The organism is Vreelandella sp. 162(4c) (assembly GCF_058152265.1).
Map to the genome: position 1 here is coordinate 420,276 of NZ_CM176981.1, position 13,820 is coordinate 434,095.

General features: G+C 57.3%; 13 protein-coding genes. 3 read left to right on the plus strand and 10 right to left on the minus strand.

All coding sequences use genetic code 11. The annotated features are described in order from the left end of the window. Positions 1–94 precede the first annotated feature (94 nt). From murB to AC4EYZ_RS01930, 7 genes are all read right to left on the minus strand, one after another. Positions 95–1,105: a UDP-N-acetylmuramate dehydrogenase gene (gene murB, locus AC4EYZ_RS01900; protein WP_022523883.1), complete on the minus strand. Its 1,011-nt coding sequence runs from the start codon at positions 1,103–1,105 to the stop codon at positions 95–97. Between the two features lie 25 nt (positions 1,106–1,130). Continuing rightward, entirely contained in the window at positions 1,131–1,595 is a 465-nt protein-coding gene (locus AC4EYZ_RS01905; protein ID WP_022523884.1) for a low molecular weight protein-tyrosine-phosphatase, read from the minus strand. Positions 1,596–1,669: 74 nt separating this feature from the next. Then, positions 1,670–2,458, minus strand: a complete 789-nt coding sequence (gene kdsB / locus AC4EYZ_RS01910; RefSeq protein ID WP_022523885.1) for a 3-deoxy-manno-octulosonate cytidylyltransferase — start codon at positions 2,456–2,458, stop codon at positions 1,670–1,672. Beyond that, positions 2,458–2,691, minus strand: coding sequence for a Trm112 family protein (locus AC4EYZ_RS01915; RefSeq protein ID WP_022523886.1), 234 nt, complete (start codon positions 2,689–2,691; stop codon positions 2,458–2,460). The genes kdsB and AC4EYZ_RS01915 overlap by 1 nt, the downstream gene beginning before the upstream one ends. 13 nt (positions 2,692–2,704) lie before the next feature. Beyond that, positions 2,705–3,733 carry a tetraacyldisaccharide 4'-kinase gene (gene lpxK, locus AC4EYZ_RS01920; RefSeq protein WP_022523887.1) on the minus strand — a complete coding sequence of 343 codons (1,029 nt, stop codon included), beginning with the start codon at positions 3,731–3,733 and terminating at the stop codon, positions 2,705–2,707. 38 nt (positions 3,734–3,771) lie between these two features. Beyond that, positions 3,772–5,508, minus strand: a complete 1,737-nt coding sequence (gene msbA, locus AC4EYZ_RS01925) for a lipid A export permease/ATP-binding protein MsbA (protein ID WP_022523888.1) — start codon at positions 5,506–5,508, stop codon at positions 3,772–3,774. Positions 5,509–5,563: 55 nt separating this feature from the next. Next, positions 5,564–7,843, minus strand: coding sequence for a DNA internalization-related competence protein ComEC/Rec2 (locus AC4EYZ_RS01930; RefSeq protein ID WP_022523889.1), 2,280 nt, complete (start codon positions 7,841–7,843; stop codon positions 5,564–5,566). Between the two features lie 95 nt (positions 7,844–7,938). On the opposite strand from AC4EYZ_RS01930, the gene AC4EYZ_RS01935 reads away from it, so the two are divergent. Beyond that, the gene (locus AC4EYZ_RS01935) at positions 7,939–8,496 is read left to right on the plus strand and encodes a DUF2062 domain-containing protein (RefSeq protein ID WP_009286403.1); all 558 of its coding nucleotides are present in this window, start codon (positions 7,939–7,941) and stop codon (positions 8,494–8,496) included. A gap of 16 nt (positions 8,497–8,512) precedes the next feature. On the opposite strand, the gene AC4EYZ_RS01940 is transcribed toward AC4EYZ_RS01935, so the two are convergent. Together AC4EYZ_RS01940 and AC4EYZ_RS01945 are read right to left on the minus strand one after the other, a co-directional pair. Further along, on the minus strand, positions 8,513–9,226 hold the full coding sequence (locus tag AC4EYZ_RS01940) for an ABC transporter ATP-binding protein (RefSeq protein ID WP_022523890.1): 714 nt from the start codon (positions 9,224–9,226) through the stop codon (positions 8,513–8,515). A 25-nt stretch (positions 9,227–9,251) separates the two neighbouring features. After that, positions 9,252–10,493, minus strand: a complete 1,242-nt coding sequence (locus tag AC4EYZ_RS01945; protein WP_022523891.1) for a lipoprotein-releasing ABC transporter permease subunit — start codon at positions 10,491–10,493, stop codon at positions 9,252–9,254. Between the two features lie 179 nt (positions 10,494–10,672). Between AC4EYZ_RS01945 and AC4EYZ_RS01950 the strand changes: the two genes are divergently transcribed. After that, positions 10,673–11,740, plus strand: coding sequence for an agmatine deiminase family protein (locus AC4EYZ_RS01950; RefSeq protein ID WP_022523892.1), 1,068 nt, complete (start codon positions 10,673–10,675; stop codon positions 11,738–11,740). A gap of 10 nt (positions 11,741–11,750) precedes the next feature. Beyond that, the gene (locus AC4EYZ_RS01955; RefSeq protein WP_022523893.1) at positions 11,751–12,653 is read left to right on the plus strand and encodes a carbon-nitrogen hydrolase; all 903 of its coding nucleotides are present in this window, start codon (positions 11,751–11,753) and stop codon (positions 12,651–12,653) included. A 114-nt stretch (positions 12,654–12,767) separates the two neighbouring features. Here AC4EYZ_RS01955 and AC4EYZ_RS01960 read toward each other — a convergent pair whose 3' ends face one another. After that, entirely contained in the window at positions 12,768–13,724 is a 957-nt protein-coding gene (locus AC4EYZ_RS01960; RefSeq protein ID WP_022523894.1) for a Nudix family hydrolase, read from the minus strand. Positions 13,725–13,820: the final 96 nt, after the last annotated feature.

Here is a 13,820-nt window from a genome sequence, read left to right on the forward strand (position 1 = left end):
AAAAATCCCCGCTTCGGCGGGGATTTTTGCGTTATGTGCACCTTAGAGGCAGGGCCTAGAGATTAACTAATAGAAATTAACTAATAGAGATTAACTAACAGGGATTAATTAACCGCGGCTCGGGCTCTAAACGCACCCCAAAGCGTGCCTCGACCTGGTCAGCGATATAGCTAGCTGTTTTCATTAGCCCTTGACGATCACCGCCGCCAAAGTGCACCAGCACCAACGCTTGATGCTGGTGTACTCCGAAGGCACCATCACGCATCCCTTTCAAGCCACACTGGTCGATTAACCACCCCGCCGCCAGCTTTGTTTGCCCTCCTTCCTGGGGGAAATGGGGCATAGCAGGATACTGCTGCAACAACTGCGCTGCCAGCACATCAGCTACCAGCGGATTTTTGAAGAAGCTCCCCGCGTTGGCCAGCACCTGTGGGTCGGGCAGCTTCTCGCGTCGAATACCACATACCGCTTCGGCTACCGCGAGCGGTGTGGGAGGGCTTGCTAAACGTGCGGCGAGATCGCCATACCCTAGCCGGGGTGCTGGCGTGCGTGACAAACGCAAGACTAACTGAGTGATCACAATGCTACCTGCCAACTCGCCTTTAAAAATACTCTCACGGTAACCAAAGGCGCACTCTTGCGCGCTTAGCCAATTTACCCGCCCGGTGGCAAGCTCCATTACCTGCACCGCTTGCAGCGTGTCGGCAAGCTCAACGCCGTAGGCGCCAATGTTCTGCACCGGCGCTGCACCACAACTGCCAGGGATCAGCGCCAGGTTTTCAATGCCCCACAGGCCGTGTGCAGCAGTCGCCATCACCAGCGTATGCCAATTAACTCCCGCCCCTACATGGGCAAGCACATGCCCTTGACGCTGACTGAGCCAGTGCTGTTGCAAATCAGGCCGCACCACCAAACCTGGTAGTGCCTCGGGAAGCAGAACATTGCTGCCGCCACCGAGCAGCGTGACGGGCCAGCCTTCATGGCGTGCCTCGGCTAACGTTTGGCGTAGAGCTGTTAATGTCTTTGGTGACGCGAAGCGCTCTGCTTGGCAGGGGAGCCTAAGTGTATTAGCGGCGGACAAATCCACATTGCTGAGAATATTCATCTGTGCAGCCACACCATTAGCCCCATTACAGCTCTCGCTTAAGGTGTCGAATCAGCCCTTCTGATGCAGCTTCAATCATATCCAGAGCCTTCTCAAATCCTTCATCCCCGCCAAAATAGGGGTCTGGGACTTCAGCACCGGGGGTACCAGCAAAATCTAAAAACAGCCCAACATGCGCCTGGCTATTGGCAGGCTTCAGCTCGCGCATGGCGCGTAAATTGTCCTGATCCATGCCTAGCACGTAGTCGAATTGGGTAAAATCGTGTTCGCTTAGCTGGCGGGCATGCAGGTCGCTTATATCGATACCGCGCAGTAGTGCTGCCTGCTGCGCGCGGGCGTCTGGCGCTTTGCCCAAATGCCAACTGCCGACGCCGCAGGAGTCTATCTCGACCTCATCGGCCAACCCTGCTCGCTCAAGAGCACGACGAAAAACACCTTCGGCGGTCGGTGAACGGCAAATATTTCCTAAACATACAAATAATACTTTCACGATAGCTCCTTAAAAACTGAGCTGCCCAAGCAAGCGCCCGCCCCTGCGCTAAACCGGCAACACCCGAACCCGCGCTAGGCCAGCAGCGCCCGAATCCGCGCTAGATCCTCGGCCGTATCAACACCGGCAGGGTTTGCTTCGCAGGCCAATGCCACTTGAATAGCGTGACCATTCTGCAGCGCACGCAACTGTTCTAGCTGTTCAAGCTGTTCGAGGCTTGAGGCAGGCCAGTCCCGATAGGCGGCTAGAAAGCCAGCACGATACGCATACAACCCGATATGGCGCAGCCAGGCATCGGTTGCCAGCATGGACGGTGGCGTTTTGAACTGCTCACGATCCCAGGGGATAGGGGCCCGTGAGAAATACAGCGCGCGGCCTTGCAGTGTGCGCACCACCTTGACCACGTTGGGATTAAACAGCGTGTCCACGTCATTGATAGGCTCCGCCAGCGTGGCTATCGACGCTCCGGGATCGTCGGCTAGGCGCAGAGCCACCTGGTCGATCAGCGCGGGAGGAATCAGCGGCTCATCGCCCTGCACATTCACCAGCAGCGCATCATCCGTCAATGCCAATATACCAGCCGCCTCGGCTAATCGGTCGGTGCCCGAGGGGTGATCGTCGCGGGTCATGATCACTTCGGCGCCGTAGGGCAGCATGGCATCACGAATACGGCTATCGTCTGTTGCCACGACCACTCGGCTGGCGTGGCTTTGGCAAGCACGGCGCCATACGTGAGCGACCATCGGTTCCCCGGCAATATCAAGCAGTGGCTTGCCGGGCAGCCGGGTAGAGCCGTAGCGAGCAGGTACGACGACGGTAAAATCAGGCACCTTGAAATCAACCATGTCATCAAAGACAGCCATTAAGCGTCTCCTAAACGCTCTTGGGAACGTCCTGGAGAGCGTCCTGGAGAAGTAGGCAGCTTTTCATCAGCATCCATCACGCGAGCCTCTTCCGGCAACATCACCGGAATCCCCTCTTTGATCGGATAGGCAAGGCCATCGTAGTGGCAGCGCAGCTCTTGAGCATCGCGATCATACTTCAGCTTACCGTTACACAACGGGCAGACCAGCATTGCCAGCAGTTCCTTATCCATGCGCTTATCTCCTTTAGGAAAGTGCCGACAGCCGCGCTGCCAGCCAGTGCTCAAATTCGGGTGGAAGGGATGCCTCCACATCTAATACCCAACTGTTAGGCGGGGCCAGGGCGTAACACTTAACGGCGTCTTTAGCGGTCATAATCACTGGGCGGGTATCTGCAAAGCTTAGCGCGCCCGCACTAAAGTGCTGGTGGTCGGCCAACGGGTGCCACTCGCCCTCAACACCCAACGCGGAGAGTGTACGAAAAAAGCGCTCGGGATGCCCGATACCTGCCACCGCGTGCACCGGCAGCGTAAACGGCAGCGGCGCAAGCGGAAAACGTGCGCCGTCATCAAGGCGGCGCCAGCGCAGCGGCGCCAGCTGCATAGTAGTGGCTGCCTGCATAATAGACGGAGTAAGCGACAAAGAGGGCGGTGAGTCGCCGTTAATGATCACCGCGTCAACACGCTGCAACCGGCTGGGCGACTCGCGCAGCGGCCCGGCGGGCAGGCAGCGCCCGTTGCCCAATCCACGGTCACCATCCACAACCACCAACTCAATATCTCGATCCAGTGCCAAGTGCTGTAAACCGTCGTCGCTCAAGATAATATCGCAGCCCTTCTCGATCAGTGCCTGAACACCGCGCACGCGATTGGGGTCTGCGGCCACTGGCAGTCCCGTCTGCTGTGCCAGCATCAGCGGCTCATCACCGCTTTCGACAACGTTCGTGTCGGCGGTGACCAGCAGCGGGTAACTGGGCGCTTTTCCGCCATAGCCGCGGCTAACGATACCTGGCGACCAGCCTTGGGCCACCAGCCAGCCAGCTAGCCACGCCACCAGCGGCGATTTACCCGTCCCCCCCAAGGTGATATTGCCTACCACGATAACCGGCACCGGCGCCTTCCAAGTAGCTTTTTGGCCGCTAGAGTATTCCCGCTCCCGCCGCGCCATGGCCCACTGATAAAGCGCCCCTAAAGGCCTCAGCGGCGATAGCCAGCGGCTGCCCTGGTAAGCGCCTTGCAGCCAGCGCTCCGCCAGCGTTCTCTTGGCAAAGCTCATAACGATAGGCTCATATCAAAAGGCTCATATCGATAGCCTCATGGCGCTTCTTGAAACTGCAGCTGATGCAGCGCTGCGTAGGCGCCATCGGCATCCAGAAGCGACTGATGCGACCCCTCTTCGATAATGCGCCCCTGATCCATCACCACAATCCGGTCAGCCCGCTCTATGGTAGAGAGGCGGTGGGCGATGACCAGCGTGGTGCGCCCTTCACAGACTCGCTCAAGGGCTTTTTGAATATAGCGCTCGGACTCTGTATCCAACGCGGAAGTAGCCTCATCCAGCACCAGTAGCGGCGCATCCTTGAAGATCGCCCGGGCAATCGCCAGCCGCTGGCGTTGGCCGCCCGAGAGCATCACGCCATTTTCACCCACGGTGGTGGCATAACCATTGGGAAGCTTATCGATAAACTCATGGGCATAGGCGGCTTCAGCTGCAGCCTGAACAGCCTGGGGATCAGGATTGGCCACCCCGTAAGCAATATTATCGGCAATCGAGGCGTTAAATAGCGTCACCTGCTGCGACACCAGAGCAATCTGCTGGCGCAGTGGGCCAAGCGCGTATTCATCAACATTAATGCCATCGATAGTAATACGGCCTTGAGTGGGGCAGTAAAAACGCGGCAGCAAGCTGACCAGAGTGGACTTGCCGCTCCCCGAACGCCCGACTATCGCCACCAGTTCGCCCGGTGCTATGCGTAGATTAATATCGTGCAGGACTTCGGGCTGGTCGTCGGCATAGCGGAAGCTAACATGATCGATCACGACATCGCCGTTTAAACGGCTGGCAATATGTTTGCCACTATCCTCTTCAGGGGTCATATCCAGCAATCCGAAAAGCTCTGACGCGGCCGCCAGGCCTTTCTGAATTTCACCGTTAATCTCGGTCAGTTGACGTACCGGCTTGATCATCAGGGCAGCCGCGGTAATAAAGGCCACAAACTCACCAGGCGTCATGTTCTCCATCAGCGAGGGTGCCATGGCCAGCCAGACCAGTAGCGCCATGGAGATGGCCACCAACATCAGAATCACAGGGGAACTGACCGCACGGGTCATGGCTTCTTTCATACTTTGGCGGCGATTCTCTTCACTGACCCGCTCAAAGCGCTGCTTTTCATACGGCTCTGCGCCGTGGGTGCGCACTACCCGATAGCCCGACAGCGCTTCCGAGGCAATATGGGTGACATCGCCCATGGAGTGCTGAATGCGTTTTGAAATGCGTCTAAAGCGCTTGCTGACGTAGCTTACCACCACGGCAATGATCGGCGTCACGCCCAGAAACAGCAGTGTTAGCATCCAGTTAGTCCAGAGTAGATAGAGCACCAAGCCGACGACGAACAGGCCTTCCCGAAGAATAATCGTCACCGCTTTGGTGGCCGCCCCCGCGACTTGCTCAACGTGGTAGGTCACCCGTGATACCAGTTGACCGCTGGAGTGATGGTCAAAAAACCAGCCCGGCAGATGGAGTAGATGGGCAAACACGTCGCAACGCAGGGTATGAATCACGTAGCGGCCCACATAGGCCATGAAGTAGGTGCTTAAAAAAGTACCTAACCCCCGGGCGGAAAACATAATAATTACAAACAGCGGTAGAAAGAACCGAAACGCCGCATCTGGGTTTTGAATGCCATCAATTAATCGCTTCATCATTTCCGCCAGCGCGGTACTCGACGCGGCGTAAACCACAAAGCCCACTATCGCTAGCGCAAAAGCTCGCCAATGCGGCTTCACATAGCCCAACAACCGCTTATAAATACCCCAACCTGAATCAGTCACACGCGCTCCTGGCCATAGTGTGCAATCGGAGAATTCTACCTGATGGCGACGCGCTTCAACACTGGTTGCGTCGCCCTGGCAATGGTCGCGTTGTTTCAACCTGGATGGGCTGGGCCGCTTTTAGCCAAAAACGCAGTGCGCCGTCATGCGCCGTGTTCCATAGACAGCTGCCCTGCTGGCGAAAACGGCGCACGACAGAATCTACCGGATGTTGAAACGCATTACTCCGCCCGGCGCTAAATATCACATGCTCAGGAGCGATGGAACGTACGAACTGGATACCCGAGCTGGTGCCGCTGCCATGGTGCCCTGCCACCAATACACTAACAGGCGGCTCCACCTCTCGCAGAAAGCGACGCTCTACCTCAGTGCTCACATCCCCCGTAATCAGCAGTCTCTGCTCACCAGCGCTCACCTCAAGTACGCAGGAGCGATCGTTGGCAGATAAATCGTTATCACCCGCGGGCGGCCAGAGAATACGGTAACTCACCCCATCACGCTGCCATGTTTGACCACGCTGACAATCAATACCGGAAATTGGCAGCGCCTCACCTGCAGGAGCCATCCACTGTTTGACCCGATGATCGGCTAACAATGCGCTGATACCGCCCGCATGGTCATTATCAGCGTGGCTGACTAACACTTGATCAAACAACTGCCCCGGTGACCAAAGCGCCTCCAGAGGCATAAAACCACTACGAAAGCGAGGGCCGGTGTCGTAGAGCAGGCGATAATGCGCGCTGCGCAGTTCTATCAACTGCCCCTGCCCCACATCATGGACGCTGACTCTGAGCGCATTGGGGGGAATCGATGACGGAAGCGACCACCAGGGCAGCGCAACGATCAGCGCGGTAGCTGCCAGCCGTAAGCTTGGCAGCACGGCAGGTAGGCCCCAGCATAACGACAGTAGTAACAGTGCGAGGGCGAGCGGATACGCTAACGACCGATCAGGTTCCCATAGTGGCCAGTGCTGCACCACAAGCGTCAGCAACAGGTGGAAAACGCTTAGCGCCTGCTCAAACAGCCACCATACCGTCTCTCCCACCATGGGAATAGGTGACAGCAGCCACCCCAGCAGTGCGGTCGGCACCATCACCGAGCTTACCCAGGGTACGGCGACTAAATTGATCAATGGAGCAGCGGGTGCCACTCGCCCAAAGGCCACCAATACGGCGGCGGCCATTAGCGGGGCTAGCAGCAGTTGCGATCTCACCAGCGCCCAGCACCAGCCCTTTATCCCTTGAGGGCGCCGCCGCCCCTGCCAAATAATAATCAGCCACGCCACTGCCACAAACGATAGCCACATCCCTGGGCGCCATAGCGCTAGCGGATCGACAATAAGTACCAGCGCGAGAGCCAGCCACCAGCCCTGCCAAGCCCCCGGCGCATGCCGACCACTCAGCACCCACAGCCCGATCAATGTCATCACCATCGCCCGCATAGCCGGTGGCGCCATCCCGGCAAGGGTGGCGTAACTGACACAAGCTAGCGCTGCTAACCACCACGGCCAGGTGCGCATACGCCAGTTGGTGGGCGTTGCAAACCGAGCGACTGACTTGGCTAGCAGCAGTACAAATGAGGCCACCAGCCCGACATGCAAGCCTGAAATCACCACCAGATGCGTGGTTCCGGTGGCATTCAGCAGCGACCAGTCGTCTTGGGTAAGCTGTTCGCTATCGCCTAACGTCAATGCGGCCAGCCAGCGTTTGGTTCGATCGTCGAGCGGCTGACGGGCTAAAAAATCCAGCGCTAGCTGGCGCAACGAGGGATCAGCAGAAGAGAGCCGAACCGGCGCTGGCTCCTGGCGCAAGTAGCCGGTGGCGTGAATTCCCTCACGCCACAGCCACTGCTCATAATTGAAGGTATCAGGATTGGCAAAGCCACTTGGGGGACGCAAACGAAGCGTCATTTGCCACTGCTCGCCGGGCCTAAAGCGAACATCGCTATAAGCGGTAATGCGCACCTTGGTGAGCGCGGAACAGCTGGGCCGTTGCGCCAGGCTAGTCGAAGAGCTTTGACACTGATCAACGCTTAACAGCAGGCGCGTGGCGTTACCCACCGGCTGGGCGGCCAACACGGTTGCCTCAACGGCAAGGTCTTCTCCGCTTAGCCCCGCCGGTAAGCGACTCCCCCACTCTTCTTGTACGCCAGTGAAGACCCAGGCGCCGATCAGCAGCCATATACTAAATCGCGGGCACCGCCCCACTACCAGCAACGCGGCTACCAACACCCAGCCAAACGCGTTTGGAGCCCCCCCTGCGGTGTGGAAATACCAGGCAAAAACACCTCCTGCAAGTGCAGCAAGCGCCGCTGGCATGGCAACACCTAACCGCATAGAGCCCTCCAGCGAATGTTCATTAATGGCCTAGCATAGCCGAAGAGTGGCTCTATATGGATAATGAGCCACATCGATAGGCAAGAGTATCCGCCATGCCGCGCAGATTCCTGCAGCGCTACATGCCCAAACCCGACACTATAAGGAAACAGCGCTCGCTACGCTTTATTGCACCGCTGATTGCAGACCCGGGGTTGTGGCTTCTAACTCGCCGAAGCGTTGCCAATGCGTTTAGCGTGGGCGTGTTTTGCGCGATGCTGCCCATCCCCTTTCAGATGGTCGTTGCCGCGCTAGGCGCGCGCCTAACACGCTGCAATTTAGCCCTCTCGGTAGGCTTGGTATGGATTACTAATCCATTAACGATGCCGCTGATTTTTTACGGCAACTACTGGATTGGCACCTTTATCCTCGGCGCGCCCGTGCGGGAGGCCCCTTCGCGTATTTCAACGCACTGGATCGCCGAACAGATGCACGACATTATGCCGCCACTGATCGTCGGCTCGTTGGTAACAGCGATCATATTAGCCATCGTGGTCAATATTGGCATTCGCTTGATCTGGCGCTGGCACGTCTCCCATAACTGGAAACGCCGCCGCCAGATACGTCGGCAGCGGCGTGCGCAGATAGAAGCAGAATTTGACGATAAGGTTTAATGATTGAACCCGACGGTTAAAGCGCCGGCGCCTGCTCGACCAACTTACCCGCATCCAGTTTAAGCACGCGGTCTTGATGGGCCGCCAGGCTAACGTCGTGGGTCACAATCACGAATGCACAGGCGCTCTCTTTGGCCAGTTCATCCATTAGCGCCAAAATGGTCGCCGCTGTGGTTTGATCCAGATTGCCCGTGGGCTCATCCATCAGCACCAAACTAGGATCGGTGACCAACGCACGGGCAATCGCCACGCGCTGGCGCTCCCCGCCGGAAAGCTCACCCGGCTTATGATCCGCCCGCGGCTGCATGCCTACCCGCTCAAGTATCTGCATGGCACGCTTCTCGGCCGCCTTTTTCGACTGACCGCGAATAATCAGCGGTAACGCCGCATTTTCGAGTGCAGTGAATTCCGCCAATAGATGGTGGAATTGATACACAAACCCGATGTAACGGTTACGAAAGCTGCCAAGCGCTGCTTCATTCAGCCCTGATAGCGGCTCACCGGCGATAACGACGCTGCCTTCACTAGGGCGGTCAAGACCGCCCAGCAGGTTTAACAGCGTTGTCTTACCTGACCCCGAGCTGCCGACGATGGCCACCCGTTCCCCGGCGCGCACCTGCAAATTGAGCTTATCCAGTACCGTCAGATCCTGGGGGCCTTCGCTGTAGGTTCGTGTCAGCGTCTGGCAATCGAGCATGACGGCAGCTTCTTGCCCTGTATTTATCGACATCGTGTCATCCTTATTCCTGAAGCCATTATTCATAGCGCAATACATCCGCCGGCTGAACTTTTGCCGCCCGCCAAGCGGGATAAAGTGTCGACAGGAACGTCAGACCAAAGGCGGCCAATACGATACGACTGACATCATTCCACTGCAGGCGTGAAGGCAGGTCGCTAATGAAATAGACCCCAGCATCCAGGAACTGAATCCCCAGCGTTCCTTCCACCCAGCCAATCAGATCCGCAATGGTCAGCGCCAGCAGCACACCCACGGCCACCCCAACAGCGATACCAATCAGCCCGATGGCCATGCCCTGAACAATAAAAATCCCCATAATAGAGCTCGGTTTAGCACCGATAGTCCGCAGAATGGCGATATCCGCGCGTTTATCGGTGACGACCATGACCAGCGTCGAGACGATATTAAACGCCGCCACGGCGATAATCACAGTTAACAGTAGCGCGATCATGCGCTTTTCCATCTGTATCGCCTGGAAAAGATTGCCTTGAGAGAAAGTCCAATCGCTGCCCCGATACTCCGGGCCAAGCTCATTGAGAATCGCCTGGGTCTCGCTACTGGCAGCAAACAGATCATCCAGCTGGAGGCGAAGCCCGCCAACCGCATCACCCAGGCGCGCAAGAGTCTGCATATCTTCAATATTGGCGTAGGCCAAATTAGCGTCTAGTTCGGCACCGACGCTAAAAATACCGCTAACGGTAAAGCGTTTTAAGCGTGGAAAGACCCCGGCGGGGGTAATTGATGCTTCGGGTACCAGCAGCGTTACTCGATCCCCCACGCCAACGCCCAAGTTGCGCGCCAGCATTGAGCCCAGCACCACATGCCACTCTCCGGGAACCAGATCGGTCAATTCACCTTGGCGCATGTGCTCACCAATAATTGACACTCGGTCTTCCCATTCCGGGTTGATGCCATTGACCATGGCTCCCTGATTACGCCCGCCCACGGAGAACATACCTTGTTGCTCAACGTAGGGCGCCGCACCAATGACCCGCTCCCTTTGCATAAGCTCTTCAGCCAGAGCCTGCCATTCAACCATGCCCTCCCGGGACTCAATTTTAGCGTGGGGCACCATGCCTAAAATACGTGTGCGCAGCTCATGGTCGAAGCCATTCATCACCGACAGCACCAAAATAAGTACGGCGACCCCCAGCATTAGCCCCAACATCGAGGTGAGCGAAATAAACGAAATAAAGTGGTTCCGGCGTTTAGCGCGCACGTAGCGCAGCCCCACCAGAAAAGGCAAACGATCAAGCATGGCGTCATTCCTTATCAATAAGCGCTCATGGTACGGTTTTTTTAGTCTCTCTGCATGTTCAAACGGCCATTAGAGCGGCCTTCGCCGTGAGCGTTCAGAATAAAAACGTTACGCTTGCAACTTGCCCCGCCACACCCTACATTGCGCCGATTTACTGCTGACAGTGGGGCTGCGCTTTTATGACGTATCGTTTGCTACCCGAATGGTATCCCCAAGATGGGATACAACTGACCTGGCCACGCCCAGACGGCGATTGGGCGCCTCTGCTTGCGCGCATCGAAGCCACCCTCGAGCGTATCGTGATGGCCACCGCGCGCTATCAGCGTGTGCTTATTTGCGTACCAGACGAACTAACCAAGCAGCGCTTGGCCGATACTTTTCACGCCTACGCTGTGCCCGCTGAACGCCTGCAGCTTATTGTCGCACCCACCGACGATACCTGGGCGCGGGATCATGGCCCGATCAGCGTGGTCGATGAAGATGGCCAATGTGTCTTGCTCGACTACACGTTCACCGGCTGGGGTGGAAAATTTCCCGCCGAACGCGATAACTTGCTCACCCAGTGGCTTGCCGATGCGGGGGCCTGGGCCTGCCCGGTGGCCTCGCGGAATCTGGTACTGGAAGGCGGCGGTATAGAAACTGACGGCGAAGGCACCCTGCTCACCACCGAAGCATGCCTGCTTAACCCCAACCGTAACCCCACGCTATCCCGAGCAGAGGTAGAAGCGCAGCTTGGCGAAGACTTCGGCGTTGACCGTGTGCTGTGGCTGGCCAACGGCCATTTAGAGGGCGATGATACCGACAGCCATATTGATACCCTGGCACGCTTCTGCAACCCAACCACCATCGCCTATGTGCGTTGTGACGACCCTCACGACCCGCACTACGCGGCCTTGGCGGCGATGGAGCAAGAACTGCAGTCTTTCCGGCAACGCAATGGTGAACCCTACCGGCTTGTTCCACTGCCCTGGCCCCAAGCCTGCTTTGACCCGGAAGATGGCCACCGCCTGCCCGCCACCTACGCAAATTTCCTGATCATCAATCAGGCCGTACTGGTGCCTACCTACGGCGACCCGGCGGATGTCACTGCACTGAACGCGCTAGCGGTTGCTTTTCCTGAGCACACGCTAATTCCGATTGAGTGCGTAAGCGTTATTCGCCAACATGGCAGCCTGCACTGTTTAACCATGCAGCTTCCACAAGGCACGCTTGCCCGGGGCACGCCTGCCACGACCGCTATTTGCTAAAGGAGTCACCATGTCGACAACGCTAACCGTCGCTGTTGTGCAGCAACCCGCGTGGCCGGACAAAGCCCAAAGCCTGTCAGCAAGCGAAGAAGGTATCCGTAGCGCCGCTAAACAAGGCGCGCAGTTGGTACTGCTACAAGAACTGCACGCCACCCACTACTTCTGCCAATTTGAAGACCCTGCCCTGTTTGATCTAGCGGAACCGCTGGATGGCCCTACCGGCCAGCGCCTGGCGGCGCTCGCTAAAGAGTTGAATATTGTGCTGGTTGGGTCGCTATTTGAACGCCGCGCTCCAGGGCTATACCACAATACTGCGGTGGTCTATGACCGCGCCAAGGGCCGGGTAGGTCAGTATCGTAAGATGCACATTCCCGATGATCCCGGGTTTTATGAGAAGTTTTACTTCACGCCGGGTGATCATGACAGCACCCGCGGAGAAGGCTTTACTCCGATCGAAACATCCGTGGGCCGTCTCGGCGTCTTGGTCTGCTGGGATCAGTGGTACCCCGAAGCCGCCCGTCTTATGGCGCTAGCCGGTGCCGATTTACTGCTCTACCCCACGGCGATCGGCTGGGATCCCAATGACGACGGGGAAGAAAAGAGCCGCCAAAAAGATGCCTGGACAGTGATTCAGCGCGCCCACGGTGTCGCCAACGGCTTGCCGGTTCTAGTCGCCAACCGGGTTGGCTTTGAGGCGGATCATTCTGGGGTGGGAGACGGCATTCAGTTCTGGGGCGGCAGCTTCGTCTGCGGACCACAAGGTGAACTATTGGCCCATGCGGGGGAAGAGACTGAACAGTTAGTCGTTCAGCTAGATATGGCGCGCAGTGAAAATACCCGCCGCATCTGGCCCTATCTGCGCGATCGTCGTGTGGACGCTTATGGGGATCTGACTCGCCGCTACCGCGACTAGTAGGCTTGGCCTTAGTCTTAAAGATGAAAACGTAAAAACGCCTGCCTTGGCTAAATACCGAGGCAGGCGTTTTTCATTATATAACGCTCTTTTTATGCGTTCTGGCTTGGCGTGTTATTTCCAGAAATCGCGGATCGATGCGATTCCTTGAGCGCCCACGGCACGGGCATGATTGGCATCAAAGCGCGTCATGCCACCCAGTGCGAATACCGGCATGCCTGCGCGCTCTACCAACTGCTGGAAATCATGCCAGCCGAGCGGGAATACTTCCGGGTGTGACGGTGTGGTGCGCAGCGGCGATAAGCTAACAAAGTCGCAGCCTAACACCGCCGCCTGGGTAAGCTGCGTTTGGTTGTGTGTTGATGCGGACAGCCACTTGCTTTCGGCAATCGGACGACGTTCGAGCTGCATCAAACGCTCGCTGGTCAAATGAATGCCATCGGCGTCAATGTGATCAAGCAGCGTCGGCTCACCATTGAGCAGCAGTCGCGCGCCGTACTCACGACACAGGCTCAAGGCACGCTGGGCACGAGCCAGATAAGCCGCTTCATCCAACTGCTTGGCGCGCAGTTGTACCAGGCGAATTTTGTCTTCACGCAGCGCGCGTTCCAAAAACGCATCGAAACGCGCCTCATCCAACTCTTCCCCGGTAATTAAATACTCGGTAGGCAACCTTACCGCTCGCAGAATCGGCAAATTAGCCGCCGGGAAGGGGTAGTTGGAGAGCTCGCTCATGGGCACCCAGCGCACCGCCTGCCCTTCACGACCAAAGGGCTCGCCAGCAAACTCATGCACTTGCCATACATCGAGCAAGATATGCTTGTCGGGGTACTCATGGTGGACGCGAATCAACGGCTGGGCACAAACAATCTCAACGCCTAGCTCTTCGTGCAGTTCACGCTTTAACCCTTCAAGACCTGTTTCATAAGGGGCCAGTTTGCCGCCTGGAAACTCCCAAAGCCCGCCATGATCTACGTTTGATGGCCGACGAGCGATCAGTACTTGCTGTTGATCGGCGCTGATAATCGCTGCCGCCGCGACGTGAACCCGTCGTTTTACCTTTATGCTCATAGACTCATATACTCGTTACGTCTTTATCCACTGCGTGCACCAATGCTAAAGGCATCGGTGCTATATCGCTGCGTGTGCCCACTACCCCTGCCAACC

Excerpts from the sequence above, each read along its gene's own strand:
- murB (WP_022523883.1), bottom strand. The coding sequence starts at position 1,105 with ATGAATATTCTCAGCAATGTGGATTTGTCCGCCGCTAATACACTTAGG.
- kdsB (WP_022523885.1), bottom strand. The coding sequence starts at position 2,458 with ATGGCTGTCTTTGATGACATGGTTGATTTCAAGGTGCCTGATTTTACC.
- AC4EYZ_RS01915 (WP_022523886.1), bottom strand. The coding sequence starts at position 2,691 with ATGGATAAGGAACTGCTGGCAATGCTGGTCTGCCCGTTGTGTAACGGT.
- lpxK (WP_022523887.1), bottom strand. The coding sequence starts at position 3,733 with ATGAGCTTTGCCAAGAGAACGCTGGCGGAGCGCTGGCTGCAAGGCGCT.
- AC4EYZ_RS01930 (WP_022523889.1), bottom strand. The coding sequence starts at position 7,843 with ATGCGGTTAGGTGTTGCCATGCCAGCGGCGCTTGCTGCACTTGCAGGA.
- AC4EYZ_RS01935 (WP_009286403.1), top strand. The coding sequence starts at position 7,939 with ATGCCGCGCAGATTCCTGCAGCGCTACATGCCCAAACCCGACACTATA.
- AC4EYZ_RS01940 (WP_022523890.1), bottom strand. The coding sequence starts at position 9,226 with ATGTCGATAAATACAGGGCAAGAAGCTGCCGTCATGCTCGATTGCCAG.
- AC4EYZ_RS01945 (WP_022523891.1), bottom strand. The coding sequence starts at position 10,493 with ATGCTTGATCGTTTGCCTTTTCTGGTGGGGCTGCGCTACGTGCGCGCT.
- AC4EYZ_RS01950 (WP_022523892.1), top strand. The coding sequence starts at position 10,673 with ATGACGTATCGTTTGCTACCCGAATGGTATCCCCAAGATGGGATACAA.
- AC4EYZ_RS01955 (WP_022523893.1), top strand. The coding sequence starts at position 11,751 with ATGTCGACAACGCTAACCGTCGCTGTTGTGCAGCAACCCGCGTGGCCG.
- AC4EYZ_RS01960 (WP_022523894.1), bottom strand. The coding sequence starts at position 13,724 with ATGAGCATAAAGGTAAAACGACGGGTTCACGTCGCGGCGGCAGCGATT.